The sequence below is a fragment of the Pseudomonas sp. AC136 genome (assembly GCF_979258585.1).
Map to the genome: position 1 here is coordinate 3,603,612 of NZ_OZ409865.1, position 22,321 is coordinate 3,625,932.

At 61.3% G+C, this 22,321-nt stretch carries 18 protein-coding genes; 6 read left to right on the top strand and 12 right to left on the bottom strand.

Translation table 11 applies throughout. From position 1 onward, the window contains the following. The first annotated feature begins 91 nt into the window (after positions 1-91). Positions 92-883 carry a substrate-binding periplasmic protein gene (locus ACZZZU_RS15970; protein WP_463551161.1) on the top strand — a complete coding sequence of 264 codons (792 nt, stop codon included), beginning with the start codon at positions 92-94 and terminating at the stop codon, positions 881-883. On the opposite strand, the gene ACZZZU_RS15975 is transcribed toward ACZZZU_RS15970, so the two are convergent. Both ACZZZU_RS15975 and dbpA read right to left on the bottom strand, forming a co-directional pair. Next, positions 880-2,115, bottom strand: coding sequence for a GGDEF domain-containing response regulator (locus ACZZZU_RS15975; protein WP_463551162.1), 1,236 nt, complete (start codon positions 2,113-2,115; stop codon positions 880-882). The genes ACZZZU_RS15970 and ACZZZU_RS15975 overlap by 4 nt on opposite strands. A 116-nt stretch (positions 2,116-2,231) precedes the next feature. Continuing rightward, positions 2,232-3,611 (bottom strand): ATP-dependent RNA helicase DbpA, encoded by a 1,380-nt coding sequence (dbpA, locus tag ACZZZU_RS15980; protein ID WP_122497583.1) that lies wholly within the window; start codon positions 3,609-3,611, stop codon positions 2,232-2,234. A gap of 222 nt (positions 3,612-3,833) precedes the next feature. On the opposite strand from dbpA, the gene ACZZZU_RS15985 reads away from it, so the two are divergent. Continuing rightward, positions 3,834-5,084 (top strand): HD-GYP domain-containing protein, encoded by a 1,251-nt coding sequence (locus tag ACZZZU_RS15985; protein WP_463551163.1) that lies wholly within the window; start codon positions 3,834-3,836, stop codon positions 5,082-5,084. 36 nt (positions 5,085-5,120) lie between these two features. Here ACZZZU_RS15985 and mdtD read toward each other — a convergent pair whose 3' ends face one another. Then, positions 5,121-6,548, bottom strand: coding sequence for a multidrug transporter subunit MdtD (mdtD, locus tag ACZZZU_RS15990; RefSeq protein WP_463551164.1), 1,428 nt, complete (start codon positions 6,546-6,548; stop codon positions 5,121-5,123). A gap of 199 nt (positions 6,549-6,747) precedes the next feature. Between mdtD and torT the strand changes: the two genes are divergently transcribed. Further along, complete coding sequence (gene torT / locus ACZZZU_RS15995; protein WP_463551165.1) at positions 6,748-7,779, top strand: TMAO reductase system periplasmic protein TorT; 1,032 nt, start codon at positions 6,748-6,750, stop codon at positions 7,777-7,779. Positions 7,780-8,150: 371 nt separating this feature from the next. On the opposite strand, the gene betA is transcribed toward torT, so the two are convergent. From betA to ACZZZU_RS16030, 7 genes are all read right to left on the bottom strand, one after another. Beyond that, entirely contained in the window at positions 8,151-9,833 is a 1,683-nt protein-coding gene (gene betA / locus ACZZZU_RS16000) for a choline dehydrogenase (RefSeq protein WP_463551166.1), read from the bottom strand. Positions 9,834-9,956: 123 nt separating this feature from the next. Next, positions 9,957-11,429, bottom strand: a complete 1,473-nt coding sequence (betB, locus tag ACZZZU_RS16005; RefSeq protein ID WP_463551167.1) for a betaine-aldehyde dehydrogenase — start codon at positions 11,427-11,429, stop codon at positions 9,957-9,959. Between the two features lie 40 nt (positions 11,430-11,469). Then, on the bottom strand, positions 11,470-12,060 hold the full coding sequence (gene betI / locus ACZZZU_RS16010; RefSeq protein ID WP_463540811.1) for a transcriptional regulator BetI: 591 nt from the start codon (positions 12,058-12,060) through the stop codon (positions 11,470-11,472). Positions 12,061-12,379: 319 nt separating this feature from the next. Further along, a complete protein-coding gene (gene choV / locus ACZZZU_RS16015) occupies positions 12,380-13,558 on the bottom strand; it encodes a choline ABC transporter ATP-binding protein (RefSeq protein WP_463551168.1) in 1,179 nt (392 codons plus the stop codon). After that, positions 13,555-14,400: a choline ABC transporter permease subunit gene (gene choW, locus ACZZZU_RS16020; protein ID WP_463551169.1), complete on the bottom strand. Its 846-nt coding sequence runs from the start codon at positions 14,398-14,400 to the stop codon at positions 13,555-13,557. The genes choV and choW overlap by 4 nt, the downstream gene beginning before the upstream one ends. Positions 14,401-14,502: 102 nt before the next feature. Then, positions 14,503-15,444 (bottom strand): choline ABC transporter substrate-binding protein, encoded by a 942-nt coding sequence (locus ACZZZU_RS16025; RefSeq protein WP_122497568.1) that lies wholly within the window; start codon positions 15,442-15,444, stop codon positions 14,503-14,505. 298 nt (positions 15,445-15,742) lie between these two features. Then, on the bottom strand, positions 15,743-16,687 hold the full coding sequence (locus ACZZZU_RS16030) for a choline ABC transporter substrate-binding protein (protein ID WP_463551170.1): 945 nt from the start codon (positions 16,685-16,687) through the stop codon (positions 15,743-15,745). A 353-nt stretch (positions 16,688-17,040) separates the two neighbouring features. On the opposite strand from ACZZZU_RS16030, the gene ACZZZU_RS16035 reads away from it, so the two are divergent. Then, positions 17,041-18,417, top strand: coding sequence for an L-serine ammonia-lyase (locus tag ACZZZU_RS16035; RefSeq protein WP_463551171.1), 1,377 nt, complete (start codon positions 17,041-17,043; stop codon positions 18,415-18,417). Positions 18,418-18,899: 482 nt separating this feature from the next. Further along, on the top strand, positions 18,900-20,003 hold the full coding sequence (gene gbdR, locus ACZZZU_RS16040) for a choline metabolism transcriptional regulator GbdR (protein WP_122497562.1): 1,104 nt from the start codon (positions 18,900-18,902) through the stop codon (positions 20,001-20,003). A 41-nt stretch (positions 20,004-20,044) separates the two neighbouring features. Here the strand turns inward: gbdR and ACZZZU_RS16045 are convergent, their stop codons facing one another. Beyond that, positions 20,045-21,343 carry an NAD(P)/FAD-dependent oxidoreductase gene (locus ACZZZU_RS16045; RefSeq protein WP_463551172.1) on the bottom strand — a complete coding sequence of 433 codons (1,299 nt, stop codon included), beginning with the start codon at positions 21,341-21,343 and terminating at the stop codon, positions 20,045-20,047. A gap of 131 nt (positions 21,344-21,474) precedes the next feature. Between ACZZZU_RS16045 and ACZZZU_RS16050 the strand changes: the two genes are divergently transcribed. Beyond that, positions 21,475-21,828: a YkgJ family cysteine cluster protein gene (locus ACZZZU_RS16050; RefSeq protein WP_463551173.1), complete on the top strand. Its 354-nt coding sequence runs from the start codon at positions 21,475-21,477 to the stop codon at positions 21,826-21,828. Between the two features lie 3 nt (positions 21,829-21,831). On the opposite strand, the gene dadR is transcribed toward ACZZZU_RS16050, so the two are convergent. After that, positions 21,832-22,320, bottom strand: a complete 489-nt coding sequence (dadR, locus tag ACZZZU_RS16055) for a transcriptional regulator DadR (protein ID WP_108098017.1) — start codon at positions 22,318-22,320, stop codon at positions 21,832-21,834. Position 22,321 lies beyond the last annotated feature (1 nt).

Sequence of the window (22,321 nt, forward strand, 5' to 3'; positions counted from 1 at the left end):
CGCACAAACTTGGCGTTTGCGCACTGGTGCTGTTGGCGCTGACCTGACTAAGCTGCTTGTATAAACGGGTCAGACTGAGAAGACGCCAGGCATGAAGTTATTCCCGCGCCTTATGTTGTGGCTGGTTTTAGCCTGTAGCGCCTCGACGAGCGCCGAGTCGCTGCGTTTGGTGGCCAACACCTGGCCGCCGTTCAACGATGTGAACCTGCTCAATAACGGCTTATCCAGCGACCTGGTGATCACCGCGCTCAAGCGCGCCGGTTATTCCAGCGCCTATTTTCAGGTGCCCTGGGCGCGCGTGCTGTATGGCCTGCAAGCCGGCGACTACGACATTGTGTTGAGCGCCTGGTACGACACGGAGCGGGCCCAGTACGGCGTTTTTTCCGAACCGTATCTGATTAACCGCATCCGATTTATGCGGCGCAAGGGCAGCGACCTTCACTTCAAAACCTTGAGCGATCTGGCCGACAACAGCATCGCGGTGGTGCGCGGCTACTCGTACCAGCGCGAGTTCGACAATGCCCCGTCGCTGCTCAGGGTGCCGGTGGTGGATTTCGCCATGGGCGCACGCATGCTCGCCGCCGGCCGCGTGCAAATGACCCTCGAAGATGAATTGGTGGCGCGCCACTACTTTCAGCACGAGCTGCGCGGCATCGAAGACCAAGTGGAATTTCTGCCGAAACCGTTAAGCGAAAACGGTTTGCATATTCTGGTGCGCAGCAATCACCCGCACGCGCAAGAGATCGTGACCGGCTTTAATAAAGCCATGCAGGCCATGCGTGAAGACGGCACCTACGCCAAAATTTTCGCCGCCCATGGCTTTGCGGCGGCGAGCGACGCAGTGGGCCCAACCGGACAAGACCCCGGCGAAATTCCCGACTAGTTGCTGACCGTGCGGCCGCGACCTTGGTGCTTAGCCTGGTACAAACGGCCGTCGGCGTGATGCAGCAGACTTTCCAGATCCTCGGCCGCGCCCTGGTACACGCCCGCGCTGAAATTCAGCGGCGGTGCGTCAGTGGCATAGCGCAAACCTGCCGCCACCTGGCGCAACTGTTCCAGGGCCACGTGCAACGCCGGCGCGTCCTGGCGGCTGATCAGCGCAAATTCCTCGCCGCCCAAACGCCCGAGCAGGGCGTCGGGGAATACCTGCAACAAGGCCCGGGCAAACAACACCAACGCCGTATCGCCGCTGGCGTGGCCGTAGTCGTCGTTGATGCTTTTGAATAAATCCAGATCGAGCATCGCCACGCTCAGATCATGGCCACCGCGTTGCGCCAGCTTGCACATTTGCGTGCCTTGCTCGTAGAAGGCGCGGCGGTTGTAGAGGTTGGTCAGCGAATCGAACAAGGCCGCTTGCTTGAGCGCTTGCATCAGGTCGCGACGTTCCAGGGTCGACATCACGCGGCAGTTGAGTTCTTCCGGGCAAAACGGTTTGCGCAGGAAGTCGTCGGCGCCGTGTTTGATGAACAAGGCGCTGAGCGAGCCTTTGGTGTCTGCCGACAGGCCAAGAATGATCAAGTCGGAACGCTTCATCTTTTGGCGCAGCAGCTTCACCAGATCGAAGCCGCTGATACCCGGCATGCTGTGGTCCACCAGCAGCAGGTCGATGTCGGGCTGATCTTTGAGAATCTGCAGCGCCTGGTTGCCGTCTTGCGCTTCGATGATCTGGTACAGGTGGGAGGTGAGAATGCGCCGGATGAAATTGCGCGTGGCGTCGGAATCCTCGGCCACCAGAATTTTCACCTGGCTGTTGCTCTCCAGACGGTGCAGCAGGCGGAAGGCGTATTCGTAGGAGTGCTGACTTTCCTTGAGCACGTAATCGACCACGCCCTTGAGCAACAACTCGTCGCGGCGCTGCTCGTTGTACGAGCCGCTGAGCACGATGCACGGCAGGTTGAAGCCCAGCACCAGGTCGACGATTTCGCCGTCCATGGCATCGGGCAAGTTGAGGTCGACAATGGCGGCGAAAAACAGCCCGGCGGAGGTTTCCAACATCACCTGGGCTTCGCCCAGCGAGGCGCAGAACACTGGCTGCAGGTTGGGTTCCTGGCGGAACAGATGCTCGAGGATTTTGAGCACCAGGGGGCTGTCTTCGACGACTAAAATGTTACGCACCAACTGCTCCTTGTAATCGCGGTGGCCGGCACCGTACGGCGTGTTCCCGATCGCGGCTAAAGCCGCTCCTACAGAAAACCGATTTCCTGTGGGAGCGGCTTTAGCCGCGATGGCTCTTACAACATTCTTACCCGGATCGACTTGCCCTTGATCTTCCCGCTATTCAAGCGATTCAGCGCCTGGTTTACCACGTTGCGATCCACCGCCACGTAGGCCTGGTAATCAAAAATCGCAATCTTGCCGACCTTGTCACCGGCGATGCCGGCATCGCCCGTCAGCGCGCCGAGAATATCGCCGGGGCGCACTTTGTCTTTGCGTCCAGCGGCGATGCACAGGGTCACCATGGGCGGTTGCAGCGGGCCGCCGGGTTGCGGTTTGAGGTTGTCGAGTTGGTCCCAATGCAGCGGCGCTTGCTGGCGGGTTTCGATGGCCTGCGCGCGATGCCCTTCGGCCGGGGCGACCAGGCTGAGTGCGAGGCCTTTTTCGCCGGCGCGACCGGTACGGCCAACGCGGTGAATGTGAATTTCAGAATCGCGCGCCAGCTCCACGTTGATCACGGCGTCGAGGGCGTCGATGTCCAGACCACGCGCTGCCACGTCTGTGGCCACCAGCACGCTGCAACTGCGGTTGGCAAACATCGCCAGCACCTGATCGCGGTCACGCTGTTCCAGATCGCCGTGCAGGCTCTGCGCCGAAAAACCCTTGGCGGTGAGGTGATCGACCACTTCCTGACACTGTTGTTTGGTAAAGCAGAACGCCACGCACGATTGCGGGCGGAAGTGCGCCAGCAGTTTTGTGACTGCCTGCATGCGTTGGTCCGGATCAATCTCGTAAAAACGCTGCTCGATCTGGCTGTCGGCGTGCAGCGCCTCGGCCTTTACCTGCTGCGGATTGCGCATGAACGCGGCCGACAATTGCTTGATGCCGGCCGGGTAGGTAGCGGAGAACAGCAGCGTCTGACGCTTGCTGGGGGTCTGGCCAATGATGTCGGTGATGGCGTCGTTGAAGCCCATGTCGAGCATGCGGTCGGCTTCGTCGAGCACCAGTGTGTTCAGCCCGTCGAGTTTCAACGTGCCTTTACGAAGGTGCTCCTGAATACGACCCGGCGTGCCCACGATGATGTGCGCGCCGTGCTCCAGCGAGCCGATTTGCGGGCCGAAGGGCACGCCGCCACACAGGGTCAGCACTTTGATGTTGTCGGCGCTGCGGGCCAGGCGGCGAATCTCCTTGGCCACTTGGTCGGCCAACTCGCGGGTCGGGCACAACACCAGCGCCTGGCAACCGAAATAGCGCGGGTTTAGCGGGTTTAGCAGACCGATACCAAAGGCAGCCGTTTTGCCGCTGCCGGTCTTGGCCTGGGCGATCAGGTCCATGCCCTTGAGAATCACCGGCAGGCTTTGTGCCTGAATCGGCGTCATTTCGGCGTACCCCAGCGACTCGAGGTTGGCCAACATGGCGGCGGACAGGGGCAACGAATTGAACGCGGTGGAAGTCACGGCACAGACCTGCTAAACGGAAATGGCGTGCAGTGTAACAGGGGCGCCGCGCGGCACGGCATGGGCCGTACCGGCGCGCGACAGACTGCGTTGAAAAACTGCGTTGCAGCCGACGGATTACGGCTAAAGTCTGGCGCAGAACTGGCCATTTGCTGGTATTACTTCTTTGTCGGGCTTGCGCTCATGCATGCCCGTTACCGAAGACCGTTTCCGGGTGCCACCGTGCTGAAACGAATCGCCGTTACCGACCTTTGCCTGGGCATGCACATTCACGAGTTTTGCGGTTCGTGGATGGAGCACCCATTCTGGAAGGCCAAGTTTCTCCTTACCGAAGACAAAGACCTCAAGCGAATCCTCGACAGTGGCATCGAGGAAGTGTGGATCGACGCCTCCAAAGGTCGTGATGTGGCTGATGGCAGCGCTGCGTTAAGCCAGGCGGAGGTGGCGGCTGAAGTGGATAACCTGCTGGTGACTGAAGCCCAGGCGCCGCAGAAGCCGATCAGCGCTTCGCTGGATGACGAAGTCAAACGTGCACAAAAACTCTGCGCCCGCTCGAAAAAAGCGGTGGTCGCCATGTTTGGCGAAGTGCGCATGGGCCAGGCCATAAACGCCGAACACGTGGCCGAGCTGGTGGAAGAAATCGCCGATTCGGTGGCCCGCCACCCTGACGCCATGATCAGCCTGGCACGCCTGAAGACCTGTGATGAATACACCTACATGCATTCAGTGGCCGTGTGCGCGCTGATGATTGCCCTGGCGCGTCAGCTTGAACTGGCGGAGGAACAGGTTCGCGAGGCGGGCGTCGCCGGTTTGCTGCACGACATCGGCAAAATGATGATCCCCGACGCCATCCTCAACAAACCCGGCAAGCTCACCGACGCCGAATTCACCACCGTGCGCCAACACCCGGAAGCCGGCGTGCGCTTGCTGGGCGTGAACCAGCAAGTGAGTGATGCGGTGATCGACGTGTGCCTGCACCACCACGAAAAAATCGATGGCAGCGGCTACCCGCATCGTTTGAAAGGCGACGAAATCAGCCTGTTCGCCAAGATGGGCGCGGTGTGCGACGTGTATGACGCCATCACCTCCAACCGCCCGTACAAAGCCGGCTGGGACCCCGCCGAATCCATTCGCAAAATGGCCGAGTGGAGCAAAGGGCATTTTGATCAGGCGGTGTTTCAGGCCTTCGTCAAATCGGTCGGCATTTACCCCACCGGTTCGCTGGTGCGCTTGGAAAGCGGGCGGTTGGGGCTGGTTATGGACCAACACCCCACCTCGCTGCTGACGCCCCGGGTAAAAGTGTTTTTCTCGGCCAAGTCGAAAACCCCGATCCCTCAGCAAATCGTCGACTTATCCAAGCTGGTCGGCCGGGAAAAGATCGTCGGCCGCGAGGCGCCGGAGGACTGGAACTTCCCCCGGCTGGAAGAATTGTGGAGCGGGCTGCCGACCAAGAACGGCAGTTACTTCGGCTAGGCCCTCAGCGGCGTTGCCTTTAGTTGTGCACCTCATTTAGTCGTGCACCTCGGTCGCGATCCGATTCGCCTTGCGCCCATCCTCCGGCGATAGCTGCAGAAATATTCCCGCCGCCAGCAGCGTCAACACGCCCACACACAGAAACGTCAGCTGAAACGCACCGAGCACGCTGCTGATTTCGCCCGTGCCGATCTCACTGGTAAACCCACCCAATAACGCCGCGCCGGAAGCGATGCCAAGGCTAATCGCCAGTTGCACCACCACCGACAGCAGGCTGTTGCCGCTGCTGGTGCTGGCGTCGTCCAGGTCGATCAGGGTGACGGTGTTCATGGCCGTGAACTGCATGGAATTCACCGCGCCAAGAAAGCCCAAATGCACCAGCAATAACGCGTAAGGCGTCTCGGCGCTGACGGTGCCCAGGCTGGCCAGCAGGGCGCCGAGCAGCAGCGTGTTGCCGGTGAGTACGGTGCGGTAGCCGAAGCGGTCGATGATGGTCTTTGCCAGCGGCTTTACTGCCATCGCCGCCAATGCCAGGGGAATCATGCTCATGCCTGCTTGGGCCGGCGAATAACCCAGCGCCACTTGCAGCAGCAGCGGCACCAGAAACGGCAACGAGCCGCTGCCCAGGCGGGCGAACAAATTACCCAGAATGCCGACCGCAAACGTGCGCGTGCGAAACAGCCGGGGCGAGAACAGCGGCTCGTCCACCTGCCCTGCGCGCAGCCAGTAAGCTGCCAGGCACGCGAGGCCGCCAAGCAACAGCAACATCACGCGCATGTGCGCCAGGTGCAGTTCACCCAAGCCTTCGAGGGCGATGGTGATCAACACCATGGCGCCACCAAACAGGAGAAAACCCAGGGTGTCGAAGCGGCTGCGTTGCGGGCCGCGCAGGTCTGGCATCACGCGGTACACAGCGATGCAGCCGATGATGCCGACCGGAATGTTGATCAGAAAAATCCAATGCCAACTGGCGTACTCCACCAGCCAGCCGCCCAGCGTCGGGCCAATCAGCGGACCCAGCAAACCGGGCAGGGTGATGAAACTCATGATGCGCACCAGTTCCGTGCGCGGGTAGGCGCGCAACACCACCAAACGCCCGACCGGCATCATCAACGCGCCGCCCAACCCCTGCACGATGCGCGCGCCGACCAACTGCGGAAGGCTGACGCTAAGGGCGCAGAGCAACGAGCCGAGGCTGAATAACAAAATCGCGCCGAAGAAAATCCGCCGTGTGCCGAAGCGATCGGCAATCCAGCCAGAGGCCGGAATCAGCAGCGCCACCGTCAGCATGTAAGCGATGACCACCGACTGCATGCGCAGCGGGTCTTCGAGCAGCTCGCGGGCCATGGCCGGCAGGGCCGTGTTGAGAATGGTGCCGTCCAGGGTCTGCATAAAAAATGCGATGGCGACAATCCAGGGCAGCAAACGGGCAGTGCGGGCATCCAGCGCGGGTTGTACGGGCATAACAGGTCTCGACTTCTGAGCGACACGGGCAACGCTGCACGGACTCTAGGCCCAAGCTTTGCAACTGACCAGCAGCTATGGCGCAAATGGCCTCGGTTCAGACCTGATTTTGCCGCCGGCGGGTTGGCATTATTCAAATGCGACTGCCACGCTTGTACCGGCGTTCCATTGTGCTAATTCACTGGTTAAGGCTTGCCTCATGCGGCTGATGTGTTGCGTAACGATGTGCTTGCTGTTCGCGCTGCCCCTGCGCGCCGAGGAGTGGTTCCCGGTGCCCGTGGTCAGCGATGGGCAACCCGCCAGTTATCGGCCGCAACTCAAAGCCAGCAAGCCGTGGCGTATCTGCGCGATGGTGCCGCAAGGCGTCGGCCGTTACTGGTGGGCGATGTCGTGGGGCTTGTCGCAAGAGGCCAATCGCCAAGGCGTGCGGCTGGGCATTTACGATGCTGGCGGCTATGCAAACGCCGCGGTTCAGAGCGGCCAATTCGCCCGCTGCGTTGATCGCGGTGCCGACGCGTACATCATCGGCGCCGTCAGCGACACGGCATTGTGCGGGCAAATCAAAGCGGTCGCCGATCAGGGCGCGCCGGTGATTGACCTGGCCAATCGGCTCGACTGCCCCGGCGTCAGCGCTCATTCGCGGGTGGACTTCGCCACCATGACCGAGGCGGCCGTTGCCTACATGCTGGCCAACAGCAAAGGCCGCGCGATTCGCGTCGGCTGGTTCCCCGGACCGCAAGGTGCGGGCTGGCTCACGGACGCGGAAGCCGGGTTGCACAAGGCGCTGGAGGGCAGCTCGGTGACGCTGATTCATGGCGGCTATGGGCCGGCAGATATCTCCGGCCAGGCGCCCTTGATTCGCGGCCTTTTAGAGCGCGAGCCCAATCTGGATTACGTCGTCGGCAACGCCGAGGCGGCCGCGTTTGCTTCGCGGCTGCGGCACAACAGCGGGCCGCGCTTTCACTTCGAGACGTTGTCGTTTTATACCAACGAGCGGCTGCTGGAGCCGATCGCCCAGGGTCAGGTGCTGGCGGCGCCGACCGATTCGCCGGTGGTGCAGGCGCGCATTGCCGTGGACATGGCAGTGCGCCTGCTGGAGAAGCAGCCGGTGGCTAAGTGGGTGAGTCCGCAGATCATCATGTTGGATCGCGATACGGTAGGCGGGCTGGATTTGAGTGTGCTGGTGCCGCCGAATGGGCAGTGGATGATTCGCAGGAATTTGCCGGACTAGTCTGCTCGTCGCCATCGCCTGGCGATCGCAGTTTTCCTTCGTTACCGCAGGTGCTGAACGTTTTGTTTCGCCCCTTACGGGCGAGTCACTTTTCTCAGTAGCCAGAAAAGTAACCAAAAGCGCTCGCCCCGACCTCGGCCCCTCCCAACGGGGCGGGAGGATCAAGATCAAAAGCCCGATCAAAAGCCCGATCAAAAGCGGTGGATCACACGCTAAATCAAAAGCATCGCGGCTAAAGCCGCTCCTACAGGTTGTGCGATCTGTGGTAGCGACTTCAGTCGCGATGGGCAGGTCAAAATCAACCCAGATCAAAAGCAAAGGCACGTCCCCCTGTGGGAGCGGCTTTAGCCGCGATGCTTTTGACCTTTTGCTCAGCGCAACGGCGCCCCTCTAACCGGCGCCCCATTGGCGACGTAGTAGGGCGCGGTACTGCGTGGCAGCGGCGTGCGACCGCGGATTTTGTCGGCGATTTTCTCCGCGATCATGATGGTCGGCGCGTTGAGATTGCCGGTGGTAATAAGCGGCATGATTGAGGCATCCACCACGCGCAAGCCCTGCACGCCATGCACGCGGCCTTCGCCGTCGACTACGGCCATGTCGTCGGTGCCCATCTTGCAGGAGCACGAGGGATGGAAGGCGGTTTCGGCGTGCTCGCGGATGAATTGGTCGAGCTGCTCGTCGGTCTGCACCTCGGGGCCGGGGCTGATTTCGCGGCCGCGGAACGGGTCGAGCGCCGGCTGGTTCATGATCTCGCGGGTGATGCGGATGCCGTCGCGAAATTCTTGCCAGTCCTGTTCGGTGGCCATGTAGTTGAACAGGATGCTCGGGTGCTCGCGCGGGTCTTTGGATTTGAGCTGAATGCGCCCACGGCTCGGCGAGCGCATGGAGCCCACGTGCGCCTGGAAGCCGTGCTCTTTAACGCCGTTGCTGCCGTTGTAGTTAATCGCCACGGGCAGGAAGTGGTATTGAATATTCGGCCATTCGAACTCGGCGCGGCTGCGGATAAACCCGCCCGCTTCGAACTGGTTGCTGGCGCCAATGCCCTTGCCGAGGAACAGCCATTTCGCGCCAATCGGCGGCTGGTTCCACCACAGCAACGACGGGTACAGCGACACCGGCTGGGTGCAGGCGTATTGCAGGTACATTTCCAGATGGTCTTGCAGGTTCTCGCCAACGCCGGGCAGGTCGTGCACCAGGGGAATGCGCAGTTTTTTCAGCAAGGCCGCCGGGCCGACGCCGGAGCGCTGCAGAATTTGCGGCGAGGCGATGGCGCCCGAGCACACCAGCACTTCGCGGCGCGCCATGGCTTCCACGGGAATCGAGCTGGTGCCCTTCATGTACGCCACGCCCACGGCTTGTTTGCCTTCGAACAGCACGCGGTCGGTGAGGGCGTGGGTGACGATGGTCAGGTTTGGCCGACCGCGCGCTTGGTCGAGATAACCGCGCGCCGTGCTGGAGCGCCGGCCTTGTGGTGTGACGGTGCGGTCCATCGGCCCGAAGCCTTCCTGCTGGTAACCGTTGAGGTCTTCGGTGCGCGGGTAACCGGCTTGCACGCCTGCTTCGACCATGGCTTTGAACAGCGGATTATTGCCGGCCTTTGGCGTGGTGACGCTCACCGGGCCGTCGCCGCCGTGGTAGTCGTTGGGGCCGATGTCGCGGGTTTCGGCTTTGCGGAAGTAGGGCAGGCAGTCGAGGTAGCTCCAGTCTTCCAGTCCTGGGTTTTTTGCCCAGCCGTCGTAGTCCATGGCGTTGCCACGGATGTAGCACATGCCGTTGATCAGCGACGAGCCGCCCAGGCCTTTGCCGCGCCCGCATTCCATGCGGCGGTTGTTCATGTGCGGTTCGGGGTCGGTTTCGTACGCCCAGTTATAGCGCCGGCCTTGCAGCGGAAAGGCTAACGCGGCGGGCATCTGGGTGCGAAAGTCGAGGCGATAGTCCGGGCCGCCGGCTTCGAGCAGCAGCACGGTGACGTCGGCATCTTCGGTCAGGCGCGTGGCCAGGGTGTTACCGGCTGAGCCGGCGCCGACGATGATGTAATCGAATTCTGTGTTCATGATTGGTCCTGAATCAGACGCGGCAAACCGTATGAATGCGGCCTGTGGGAGCGGCTTTAGCCGCGAGTTGTTGACCTTGAAGAGCATCGCGGCTTAAGCCGCTCCCACAGGAAGTTGCAATGCCTAGAACACCGACGTATACCCACCCAACTCCACCTGCACCGATTTAATTCGCGTGTACTGCGCCAAGGTCACCAGCCCGTTTTCGCGGCCGACGCCGGACTGTTTGTAGCCGCCCACTGGCATTTCGGCCGGCGACTCGCCCCAGGTGTTGATCCAGCAAATGCCGGCTTCCAGTTGGTGAATCACGCGGTGGGCGCGGTTGAGGTCTTGGGTGATGATGCCGGCCGCCAGGCCGAACTCGGTGTCGTTGGCGCGGCGGATCACTTCGGCTTCGTCGTCGTACACCAGAATGCTCATCACCGGGCCGAAGATTTCTTCGCGCACGATGCTCATGTCGTCGGTGCAGTCGCTGAATACGGTGGGGGCCACGTAGGCGCCTTTGCCGAATTCGCCCGTGGTCACGCGTTCGCCGCCGATCAATAGACGCGCGCCTTCTTCCTTGCCTTTGGCGATGTAGCCGAGCACGTTTTCCATGTGCGCGAAGCTCACCAGCGGACCGAAGTTGGTGGTGTCGTCGGTGGGGTCGCCCAGGCGAATGCGCTGTACGCGCTCCAGCACTTTGGCTTCGAAGCGCGCCTGCAAACTGCGCGGCACGAACACGCGGGTGCCGTTGGTGCACACCTGGCCGGAGCTGTAGAAGTTGGCCATCACGGCGATGTCGGCGGCGCGGTTGAGGTTGGCGTCTTCAAAGATGATCAACGGGCTCTTGCCGCCCAGTTCCATGGTCACTTCTTTAAGCGAAGAACTTGACGCGCTGGCCATGACTTTCTTGCCAGTGTCGGTGCCGCCGGTGAAGGAAATTTTCTCGATGGCCGGGTGCTCGGTGAGCCAGGTGCCGACTTCACGGCCGCTGCCGGTGAGTACGTTGAACACGCCATCGGGCAGGCCGGCGGCGGTGTAGATTTCCGCCAGCTTCAAGGTGGTCAGCGAGGTGACTTCGCTGGGTTTGAAAATCATCGCGTTGCCCGCCGCCAATGCCGGTGCGGACTTCCACAGGGCGATCTGAATCGGGTAATTCCACGCGCCGATGCCCGCAACTACGCCCAGCGGTTCGCGGCGGGTGTAGACGAAGGAGGTTTCGCGCAGCGGAATCTGCTCGCCTTCAATGGCGGGCACCAGGCCGGCGTAATACTCGAGCACGTCGGCGCCGGTGACGATGTCGACGTAACGGGTCTCCGACAACGCCTTGCCGGTGTCCAGGGTTTCCAGTTCGGCCAGTTCGTCGTTGCGCTCGCGCAGAATGTCCACGGCTTTGCGCAGGATGCGCGAGCGCTGCATGGCGGTCATTGCCGCCCACACTTTCTGCCCCTTCTGCCCGCTCGCCACCGCGCGCTCCACATCTGCCTGCGAAGCCCGTTGCACCTCGGCCAGCACTTCGCCGTTGGCTGGGTTGATGGCCTGGAACGTGGCGCCGCTGGTGGCGTCAACGTAACCGCCGTGGATGTAGAGTTTTTGCAGGGGGAAACGGGCCATGGTGTCCTCGCGAAATTCGGGTGAAGGGAAGGGCGAGCGCTTAGCCCGCCTGCCTGGCCAATTGTTGGTCCAGGTAGTCGAAAGCGATTTGCAGCGCTTGCTGGGTATCGAACGCCTCGCCACTCAGGGCGCCGCGCAACCACAAGCCGTCAATCAACGCCGCCAGCCCACGGGCTGCCATGCGCGCCTCGTTAACGGGCAGTACGCGGCGGAATTCGCAGCAGATATTTGAATACAAGCGATGGTCGTTAATGCGTTGCAGGCGACGCAGCGAAGGCTGGTGCATGCTGCTGGCCCAGAAGGCCAGCCAGGTTTTCATGGCCGGGCCATTGACCTGGCTATCGTCGAAGTTGCCTTCAATGATGGTGCGGATGTGGGCGCGCGGGCTGGCGTCTTCCAGCAACGCGCGACGGTCGCGCACCGACAGGCTGAGGGCCGTCATCAGGTGACGCATAGTGGCCTCGAGCAGGCCGTTTTTGTCTTGGAAGTAATGGCTGATGATGCCGTTGGACACGCCAGCCAAACGGGCGATCAGGGCGATGCTGGCGTCCATGCCCACTTGGTCCACGGCTTCCAGAGTCGCGTGAATAAGCTGTGAACGGCGGATGGGTTGCATCCCTACTTTGGGCATTGGTCTACTCCTGCATCCAGACGCGACGGGCTTTGCAGCAGTCTAGTGAGTTTTTATTGAACGCGGAATCAATAAAAACGACCGGCTGTAGCTGGAAGCGACATAGGGGGGTCGGTGTGGTGTGTTCGCGACATATGGGCGTTCGCTAAAGGTTCGGGCTGCGTTTCGTTCGCTAGCGTGTTCAGCCTCAAGATTCTGGATTCCCGCCTGCGCGGGAATGACGGAGTTTTCTCAGTCGCCTCCGTCATTCCCGCGAAGGCGGCGGTCCGACGATTCGGAATCCAGAATTGCAAGTCGTGCGCGTAGGCCAGACAAACACCTAACCCAGATTCTTACCCAACAACGCGTGATACAGCTCGGTATCTCCCAACACCCCCACCACCCGATTGGCATCGTGCAGCACCAACTTGTGCCCGGTCTGGTAGCGGATTTGCAACGCATCGCGCATGCCGATGTTGGAGTCGACCAATGTCGGCCGGCGGGTCAGGCCTTCCACGGCATCACCCGGCGCCCAGTTCTGCAGGGTGATGGCATCGGCACCCTGGCGCGCGCCTTGGTACATATTGCCCTCGGCCAAACCAAGCCAGGAGTCGTTGCCAGGGTCCAGGCACACTTCGCCGTTTACCCGCGTGCATTTGTCCAGGCTGCGCATCAGGCTGCGACCGCACAGCACGTTGAGCGGGTTGGTGTGGGCGACGAAGGTGCGTACATATTCGTCGGCCGGGTTGAGTACGATCTCTTCCGGCTTGCTGTATTGGATGATCCGACCGTCTTTCATGATGGCGATGCGGCTACCCAGTTTCAGCGCTTCGTCGAGGTCGTGACTAACGAACACGATGGTTTTGCTCAGCTTGCGTTGCAGTTCCAGCAGCTCGTCTTGCAAGCCTTGGCGAATCAGCGGGTCGAGGGCGGAGAACGGTTCGTCCATCAGCAGAATGTCGGCGTCCATGGCCAGCGCGCGGGCCAGGCCCACACGTTGCTGCATGCCGCCGGAAAGCTCATCCGGGCGCTTGTTGCGCCACTGCGTAAGGCCCACCAGTTCGAGTTTCTCATCCACCAGCTTGGTGCGCTGGGCGCTGGGGCGGCCCTGCATTTCCAGGCCGAAGCTGATGTTCTCGCGCACGGTCAGCCAGGGCATCAGGGCGAACTTCTGAAACACCATGGCGATGCGTTTGGTGCGCATGTCTTTGAGGGTGGCGGGCGAGCAATTGGCGATGTCCACTTCCTGGCCTTCGTGCTCGATCAGCAAGCGGCCACGGCTCACGGTGTTGAGGCCGTTGATGCAGCGCAGCAGGCTGGATTTGCCCGAGCCCGACAGGCCCATCATCACGCAGATTTCGCCGCGCTCGACGTCCAGGCTGGCTTTCTCGACGCCGACCACCAGGCCGGTTTTCTTCAGGATCTGGTCGCGGGTCATGCCCTGGTCAAGCAGCGCCAAGGCTTCCTTGGGGTACTTGGAGAAGATGACGTCGACGTTATCGAAACGAATCATGCTCATTGTTCAACCTTCACTTTCGCTTCGGGTTGTTTGCATACCCGGTCGAGGATGATGGCCAGCAGCACAATGGCCAGGCCGGCTTCGAAGCCGAGTGCGATGTCGGCTGTGTTCAGTGCGTTGACCACCGGTTTGCCCAGGCCGTCGGCGCCGACCAGTGCGGCGATTACCACCATCGACAGCGACAGCATGATGCACTGGGTAATGCCGGCCGCGATGCTCGGCATGGCGTACGGCAGTTCGATGCGGGTCAGCAGTTGGCGGCGCGAGCAGCCGAACGCTTTGCCGGCGTCCATCAGCTCGTTAGGCACGTCGCGAATGCCCAGGTAGGTCAGGCGAATCGGCGCGGCAACCGCGAACACCACCGTGGAAATCAGCCCCGGCACAACGCCCAGGCCGAACAGCGTCAAGGTAGGAATCAGGTACACAAAGGTCGGTACGGTTTGCATCAGGTCGAGGACCGGTTGCAGCACCGTGTAAAAGTGCGGGCGGTGCGCGGCCATGATGCCCAGCGGCACGCCAATCAATACGCAGATGAAGGTGGCGAACAGCACTTGCGCCAGGGTTTCCATGGTCTCTTGCCAGTAACCCAGGTTGAGAATCAGCAGAAACGAAAGGATGCAAAACAGGGTCAGGCCCCATTTGCGTTGAATCAGGTGGGTGAGCAAACCGAACAGGCCAATCAATACCAGCGGATTGAAAAAGGTCAGGCCATTGGTCACCCCATGGATCATGAATTCCAGGGCCGAGGCGATGGCATCGAAATACGCCGCGCCATGCTGCGTCAGCCACTCTACGAATTCGGCGATTCTCTCGCCCAGAGGGAGTTTTTCAAAAGTCGGCATGGTAGAGATTATCCACGTGGGTCGGGATGGGCACAGGCTGCCGGGCGCGCCATCACGGCTGTGCGCGCCCGGTTACTGCTTACTGTCTTTGGAAATGAAGGCTTACTTGGCGAGCGCAGCTTTGGCGGCGTCCAGGCCCGGCTTACCGTCGAGGGTGGTAACCCCGGCCAGCCAGGTGTCGAGCACTTGCGGGTTGGCTTTGAGCCAGGCTTTGGCGGCGTCGCGCGGTTTCTGGTTTTCGTTGAGCACGGCGTCCATCAGGTTGTTTTCCATCTCCAGGGTGAAGGAGAGGTTGGTCAACAACTTGCCGACGTTGCCGCACTCTTGCACGTAGCCTTTGCGCACGTTGGTGAGTACGGTGGCTTGGCCGAAGTTGGGGCCGAAGTACTCATCGCCGCCGGTGAGGTACTTCATCTTGTTGCGGGTGTTCATCGGGTGCGGTTCCCAGCCCAGGAACACCATGAATTCGTTCTTGCGGCTGGAGCGTTTGAGTTGCGAGAGCATGGCCGCTTCGCTGGACTCCACCACCTTGAAGCCCTTCAGGCCGAAGGCGTCTTTGTCGATCATGCTCTGGATCAGACGGTTGCCGTCGTTGCCAGGCTCGATGCCGTAGATTTTGCCGTCGAGCTTGTCTTTGAATTTGGCGATGTCGGAGAAATCTTTCAGGCCCGCCTCGTAGGCGTAGTCCGGTACGGCGAGGGTGTACTTGGCGCCTTCGAGGTTGGCGCGCACGGTTTCCACGGTGCCGGCATCACGGTAGGCCTTGATGTCGTTTTCCATGGTCGGCATCCAGTTGCCGAGGAACACGTCGAGGTCTTTGCCTGCGGCCAGTGATTTGTAGGTCACGGGCACGGAAATCATGGTGGTCTTGGTTTTGTAACCCAGCGACTCCAGCACTTCACTGGTCACCGCCGTGGTGACGGTGATGTCGGTCCAGCCCACATCGGAAAAACGCACGGTGCTGCATGACGCAGGCTCGGCAGCGCTAGCCAGCAAGGGCAGGCTAAGCGTGGCGAGCAATAACAAGGGTGTGGACATTTTCATGGACTGACTCCTTTTAAAATTATTGGTTGGCAGTGCAGTACGCGCTTAGCCGCTTGTTGTAGTCCTGCTTATAGGGTCGGCCTCGGGTCGGGCAAGCGCGGGAAAGTCCCGGCATTGGCGCAACGAAGCCTAGCGGTCATGTCGAGAACGATCATGTAGCAGGACAATTCAAACGCCTACAGGGTGGGTCGCAACCAGTGCAGAGGGCGTCGTATCCAGCATTGGTCAGGTCGTTTACGACGTTTTGCCCTGAGCGCGAGCCTGCTTATTGCGAGGTTTTGCGCTCAGGGAATGATGCTCAGGGCGCCAGTTCGAGCTTTTCGCGCACCACCGCCAGTGCGGGTTTGCCGTCGCGCGTGGTGACGCCATGCAGCCACTTATCGAGCACTTCGGGGTGCGCGTAGAGCCAGTCTTTGGCCGACTGGCGCGGGTTGGCGGTTTGGTTGATGACCTGGTCCATCAGCTCGTTTTCCATGCCCAGGCTGAATTCCAGATTGCTGAGCAAGGTGCCGACGTTCGAGCATTCCTTGCTGAAGTTTTTGCGCGTTAGCGAGTACACGGTGGCGCCGCCGTAGTCGGGGCCGAAGAACTCGTCACCGCCGTCGAGGTATTTCATTTTCAGGTGGTTGTTCATCGGGTGCGGTTCCCAGCCGAGGAACACGATCCACTGCTCCAGGTGCTCGGCGCGGGTGACGCTGGCGAGCATTTTCTGTTCGCTGCTTTCCACCAGCTCGAATTGGCCGGTGCCGAACGAATTGCCTTTGATCATTTTCTGGATCAGCGCGTTGCCGTCGTTGCCGGGCTCGATGCCGTAGATTTTGCCGTCGAGTTTTTCGCGGAATTTGCCCAGGTCGGCGAAGCTTTTCAGGCCGCCGTCGTAGACGAACGTCGGCACCGCCAAGGTGTATTTGGCGCCGTGCAAATTGGCCCGCACGCTTTCGATGCTGCCCGCGTCGAGGAAGGGTTTGATCTCGTGTTCCTGGGCCGGCATCCAGTTGCCCAGGAACACGTCGATCTGTTTGGTTTCCAGGTTCTTGAAGGTGTCGGGCACCGACAGGCGCTTGGCATTGGTGGTGTAGCCCAGCGAGCCCAGCAGGTAGCGGCTGACGGCCGTGGTGACGGTAATGTCGGTCCAGCCCACGTCGGCAAAGCGCACCAGTTTGCAGCTTTCCGGTTCAGCGGCAGTGGCCAATACGGGCGTCGCCAGGCTGAGCGCCAGGCAAACAGAGGTCACGAGTTTCATAGGATGCTTTTCCTTAGCGGGACGGGTATTCACTCCAAACTTCCGTGTCTGCCGCGCGGGCGCACACCTGGAAGTCGCCGGTTGCCAAATGGCAGGCCCATACACTCGCAGGAAGCATGCCGGGCGCGGCGACTATGCGCGTGGGACGTGACCGCGGCCACGCTGGAGGTCGCGTTTAGAGTGGCCGAGGTCGCATTCAGCGCGGGGGGTGTCGCTGCCGGTCTCAAGGCAGCGCAGCGGCGACGTTGCTGGGCATGATCAAGTCGGTGTCAGACCCCGCACAGCGCACTAAAAGCCTGATGATCCGCGCAAGTTGGGCGCGCTTGCTGCCCTGTACCGGTTGAGGAAATACCATGGCCATCAGCGTGTTCGACCTATTCAAAATAGGCATCGGCCCCTCCAGCTCTCACACCGTCGGCCCGATGCGCGCCGCCGCCTTGTTCCTGCAAGGCCTGCGCGAGCGAGGACAATTGCAGCAGGTGCGCCGCGTGGAAGTGCGCCTGTATGGCTCGTTGTCGGCCACCGGCGTCGGCCATGGCAGCGACAGCGCAGTCATCATGGGCTTGATGGGCGATTGGCCAGACGCGATCGACCCGGCCGCCATCGCCCCCCGCATGGCGGCGCTGCACGAGAGCGGTTGCCTGCTGCTTGACGGTCATTTCGAAGTGCCGTTCCAGTGGCAGCGCGACATGCTGCTGCTCGACGAAAACCTGCCGTATCACCCCAACGCCATGACGCTGATTGCCGAAGGCGAGGGCGGCGAGCTGCACCGCGACACTTATTACTCCGTGGGCGGTGGATTCGTGGTGGACGCCGAGCAGGCTGCCAGCGGCCTGCTGGATCAGGACCACACGGCGCTGCCGTACGATTTCTCCAGTGCCGAAGAACTTCTGCAGTTGTGCAAAACCCACAACCTGCGCGTGTCGGAGCTGATGATGGCCAACGAAAAGGCCTGGCGCAGTGAAGCGGAAATTCGCCAAGGCCTGATGCGCCTGTGGAAAGCCATGTGCGAGTGCGTCAACAACGGCCTCAAGCACGAAGGGATTCTGCCCGGCGGCTTGAACGTGAAACGCCGCGCCGCCAAGTTGCACCGCAGCCTGCAGGAGCTGGGCAAGCCCAACGTGATTGGCTCGACATTGAGCGGCATGGAGTGGGTGAACCTGTTCGCCCTGGCCGTGAACGAAGAAAACGCAGCGGGCGGGCGGATGGTGACCGCGCCTACCAATGGCGCGGCCGGCATCATTCCCGCCGTGCTGCATTACTTCGTGCGCTTCAGCCCGGCGGTGACCGAGGCGGACGTGTGCGATTACTTCCTGGCCGCTGCCGCCATTGGCATTTTGTGCAAGAAAAACGCTTCAATTTCTGGCGCCGAAGTGGGTTGCCAGGGCGAAGTAGGGTCTGCCTGTGCCATGGCCGCTGCCGGTTTGGCGGAGATTCTGGGCGCCACGCCGGGGCAACTGGAAAACGCCGCCGAGATCGGCCTGGAACATAACCTGGGCCTGACCTGCGACCCGGTGGGCGGGCTGGTGCAAGTGCCGTGCATCGAGCGCAATGCCATCGCTGCGGTGAAAGCCATCAACGCCGCGCAAATGGCGCTGCGCGGTGACGGCGAACACTTTATTTCCCTCGACCGCGTGATCCGCACCATGCGCGACACCGGCGCCGACATGCATGACAAATACAAAGAGACCTCGCGCGGTGGCTTGGCGGTGAGTGCGATTGAGTGTTGAGGTGGCTTTGGCGATCACCGTTTGCAGGAATCGAGGCTAAAGCCTCTCCCACAGAAGCTAGGTGGTCCCTGTGGGAGAGGCTTTAGCCTCGAGTTTTTGATCTCGCCGTGAAGCCAGCCGTCTGCGCAAAACGCTGCACACTTTTTGATCGCTGTACTTCCCCCACGCCATGTTTTGGCGCGGTGTAACGGCCAGCGATTTGCCAGCAGTGACAGTTTCCAGGCCCATCGCGAAGGCGCCCGCCTAAGTGCTACGAAACTGCTCAGTCACGCTGGCGCAGACGCCGTGGCTCCCCCGACCCCGTCTCGTTAACCCGCGCTGAATAGAGCCTCAGCGACGTCGTTTTCAGTTTTTTTTGAATGTCCGTTCAATTTAGGCATGGGCTTTGCGTTAGGCCTGCTATAGCTCGAAGGTGTGAACGCACCCGAGTCATAAAAATAAAGAGTCCCGACTGGGGCCACACCTGCGTGAGGAGAACCGTGATGACGCCGTTCAACCAAGGGGCACAACCCCAGAACCGTGCTCCACAATCCATCGGCTTTCTGCTGTTGGACAATTTCACTCTGATCTCCCTGGCCTCGGCCGTGGAGCCCCTGCGGATGGCCAACCAGCTTTCGGGCCGCGAGCTGTATCGCTGGACCACCATGACCCTGGACGGCAATCAGGTGTGGGCCAGCGATGGGCTGCAAATTACCCCGGACTGCGCGGCCAGCAAGGCGCCGGCGCTGGATATGGTGATTGTCTGCGGTGGCATCGGCATTCAACGCAGTGTTACCCGCGAACACGTGTTGTGGCTGCAAACCCAGGCGCGTCAGTCGCGCAAACTGGGCGCGGTGTGCACCGGCAGCTGGGCGCTGGCGTGTGCCGGGCTGCTCGATGGCTTTGATTGCAGCGTGCACTGGGAATGCCTGGCCGCGATGCAGGAAGCCTTCCCGCGTGTGGTCATGAGCACCCGCTTGTTCACCCTCGACCGCAACCGTTTCACCAGTTCGGGCGGCACCGCGCCGTTGGACATGATGCTGCACGTGATATCCCGCGAGCACGGCCGCGAGCTGTCGGCGGCGATTTCGGAAATGTTTGTGTACGAGCGCATCCGCAACGAGCAAGACCACCAGCGCGTGCCGCTCAAGCACATGCTCGGCACCAATCAGCCGAAGCTGCAGGAAATCGTGGTGCTGATGGAGGCCAATCTGGAAGAGCCCATCGACCTCGACGAGTTGGCGGTGTACGTCAACGTCTCGCGTCGTCAGCTTGAGCGCCTGTTCCAGAAGTACCTGCACTGCTCGCCGTCGCGCTATTACCTGAAGCTGCGCCTGGTGCGGGCGCGCCAACTGCTCAAGCAGACGCCGATGTCGATTATCGAAGTGGCGTCGGTGTGCGGATTTGTGTCCACGCCGCACTTTTCCAAGTGCTACCGCGAGTACTTCGGCATTCCGCCGCGTGACGAACGCATGGGCTCCAACACGGCTCAGCAAGTAGCGCTGATGCCAATTCCACAAGCGTTGGTGTTGGCGTCGACGCCGGGTGCGATGTCGGCGCTGAGTCAGGCGCGCAGCGAATCGACCTTCGCCAGCGTGCGCCTGTAACGCCAGGGCGGGAAACTGGCCGCGTGCTGCGGCCAGTTCGGTTACAGCACTTCTTTCAAGCGATGCCAGAGCATGCCCATGGCCAGCAGCGGCGAGCGCAGGTATTTGCCGCCCGGGAAGGTGACGTGGGGCACGCTGGCGAACAGGTCGAAACCACGACTTTCCTGACCGGCAATCGCCTCGGCGAGCAGGCGACCGGCCAGGTGCGTGGCGTTCACGCCGTGGCCTGAATAGGCCTGGGCATAAAACACGTTGCGCTGGTCTTTCAGGCGGCCGATCTGTGGCAGACGGTTGGCGCCAATGCCGATCATGCCGCCCCATTGGAAATCGATTTTTACCTTGTCCAGGTGCGGGAACACCTCGAGCATTTTTGGCCGCATGTAGGCGGCGATATCTTTCGGGTCGCGCCCGGAGTAATGGCACGCGCCGCCGAACAGCAGGCGACGGTCGGCGGATAAACGATAGTAATCAAGCGCCACTCGCTGGTCGCAGAGCGCCATGTTTTGCGGGATAAGCGTGCGCGCCTGCGCCGGGCTCAAGGGCTCGGTGGCGATGATGTAGCTCCCCGCCGGCAGCACTTTGCCGCCCAGGTTGTTATTCAAACCATTGAGGTAGGCGTTGCATGCCAGCACCAGGTTGTTCGCCCGCACCTTGCCGCCGGCCGTGTGCACCACCACCTCGTTGCCGTAGTCGATACGGGTTACGGCCGAGTGTTCGAACAGCTGCACGCCGAGCGACTGCGCGGCAGCCGCTTCACCGAGCGCCAGGTTGAGCGGATGAAGATGGCCCGAGCCCATGTCGATCAAACCGCCGACGTAGCGGCTGGAACCGACCACCTGATGCATGTCGTCGGCTTGCAGCAAACGCAGTTCGTGGCGATAGCCCAGCCCGCGCAGCTCGGCGAGGTCGTCGCCGAAGCCTTCGAGGTCGTCGGGTTTGTTGGCGAGGTCGCAGTAGCCCCAGGTGAGGTCGCACTGAATGTTGAAATGCTCGATGCGCCGGCGAACGATTTCCACCGCTTCCAGACCGAGCAACTTCAGTTCGCGCACACCGTCGGCACCGACCACGCCGGCAAAGCGCTCAACGTCATGGCCGACGCCTCGAATCAGCTGACCGCCGTTGCGCCCGCTGGCGCCCCAACCCATTTGATTGGCTTCCAGCAGCACGACGCTGAAGCCACGCTCAGCCAGTTCAATGGCCGTGTTCAAACCGGAGAAACCACCGCCGACGACGCACACATCCGCGCGCACTTCGCCGGCCAACGGCGCGAAGCTGAGCTGGCGGTTGGCGGTGGCGGCGTAATAGGAAGGAGCGTGCGTTGGCTGAACGCTGGCGTGCATGTGTGAAATCCTGATTTTTATGTTTGGTAAATTTTACGCAGAATAAGCGGGGCGCTCAGGCAGCGCCAAGGGGCCGCGGGAAAAAACCTTCGTCGATTGTTACCATGCCGGCTCATTCAAGGATTGCCCCGATGAGTTGCAACAACCGCAAGATTGATCACCTGCGCCAACGCATCCCCAGTTTTGCCTGTGTGCCAGGCTGCCACGACTGCTGTGGGCCGGTGACCGCATCGTCGGAAGAAATGTCGCGCTTGCCGGTGAAGTCGGATGCCGAGCATGACGCGGCGCTGGCTGAGTTCAACTGTGTGCACCTCGGACCGCAAGGGTGCGAGGTGTATGAAGAACGGCCGCTGATTTGTCGGCTATTTGGCACCACGCCGCGCCTGCCATGCCCGAACGGTCGCCGCCCGGAGCAATGGATTGATGAGCGCGTGGAGAAGGGCGTGCATCAGTTGATTGTCAGCACGCGCCAGGTGTTGGTTTAAGGCTCAGTCCGGCACCGGCAAGGTCAGGCTTTCCTTCACCTCTTCCATGACGATGTAGCTCTTCGATTCGCGCACGTGGGGCAGCTTCAGAAGGATGTCGCCGAGCAGCTTGCGGTACGACGCCATCTCGGAAATGCGCGCTTTCACCAGGTAGTCGAAGTGCCCCGACACCAGGTGGCATTCCAGAACGTGCGGCAGCTTCAGCACGGCCCGTCGGAACTCCTCGAAAGTATCGCCAGATTTGTAGTCCAAACTAATCTCAACGAATACCAACAAGCTGGCCTTGAGGTGTTGCGGATTCAGCCGGGCGTTGTAGCCCATGATGATGCCTTCACGCTCCAGGCGCCGAACCCGCTCGGTGCATGGTGTGGTGGAAAGCCCCACGCGCTCGCCCAGCTCGGTGAAGGACAGACGACCGTCTTCCTGCAGGATTCGTAAAATATTACGGTCGATCTTGTCCAGTTCACGACGGCTCTGGTGCTGGGTGCGCATG

Bases quoted from the DNA above. Each gene is read 5' to 3' on its own strand.
- ACZZZU_RS15970 (WP_463551161.1), top strand. From the start codon at position 92: ATGAAGTTATTCCCGCGCCTTATGTTGTGGCTGGTTTTAGCCTGTAGC.
- mdtD (WP_463551164.1), bottom strand. From the start codon at position 6,548: ATGCCCGTACAACCCGCGCTGGATGCCCGCACTGCCCGTTTGCTGCCC.
- torT (WP_463551165.1), top strand. From the start codon at position 6,748: ATGCGGCTGATGTGTTGCGTAACGATGTGCTTGCTGTTCGCGCTGCCC.
- betA (WP_463551166.1), bottom strand. From the start codon at position 9,833: ATGAACACAGAATTCGATTACATCATCGTCGGCGCCGGCTCAGCCGGT.
- betB (WP_463551167.1), bottom strand. From the start codon at position 11,429: ATGGCCCGTTTCCCCCTGCAAAAACTCTACATCCACGGCGGTTACGTT.
- betI (WP_463540811.1), bottom strand. From the start codon at position 12,060: ATGCCCAAAGTAGGGATGCAACCCATCCGCCGTTCACAGCTTATTCAC.
- choV (WP_463551168.1), bottom strand. From the start codon at position 13,558: ATGAGCATGATTCGTTTCGATAACGTCGACGTCATCTTCTCCAAGTAC.
- choW (WP_463551169.1), bottom strand. From the start codon at position 14,400: ATGCCGACTTTTGAAAAACTCCCTCTGGGCGAGAGAATCGCCGAATTC.
- ACZZZU_RS16025 (WP_122497568.1), bottom strand. From the start codon at position 15,444: ATGAAAATGTCCACACCCTTGTTATTGCTCGCCACGCTTAGCCTGCCC.
- ACZZZU_RS16030 (WP_463551170.1), bottom strand. From the start codon at position 16,687: ATGAAACTCGTGACCTCTGTTTGCCTGGCGCTCAGCCTGGCGACGCCC.
- ACZZZU_RS16035 (WP_463551171.1), top strand. From the start codon at position 17,041: ATGGCCATCAGCGTGTTCGACCTATTCAAAATAGGCATCGGCCCCTCC.
- gbdR (WP_122497562.1), top strand. From the start codon at position 18,900: ATGACGCCGTTCAACCAAGGGGCACAACCCCAGAACCGTGCTCCACAA.
- ACZZZU_RS16045 (WP_463551172.1), bottom strand. From the start codon at position 21,343: ATGCACGCCAGCGTTCAGCCAACGCACGCTCCTTCCTATTACGCCGCC.
- ACZZZU_RS16050 (WP_463551173.1), top strand. From the start codon at position 21,475: ATGAGTTGCAACAACCGCAAGATTGATCACCTGCGCCAACGCATCCCC.
- dadR (WP_108098017.1), bottom strand. From the start codon at position 22,320: ATGCGCACCCAGCACCAGAGCCGTCGTGAACTGGACAAGATCGACCGT.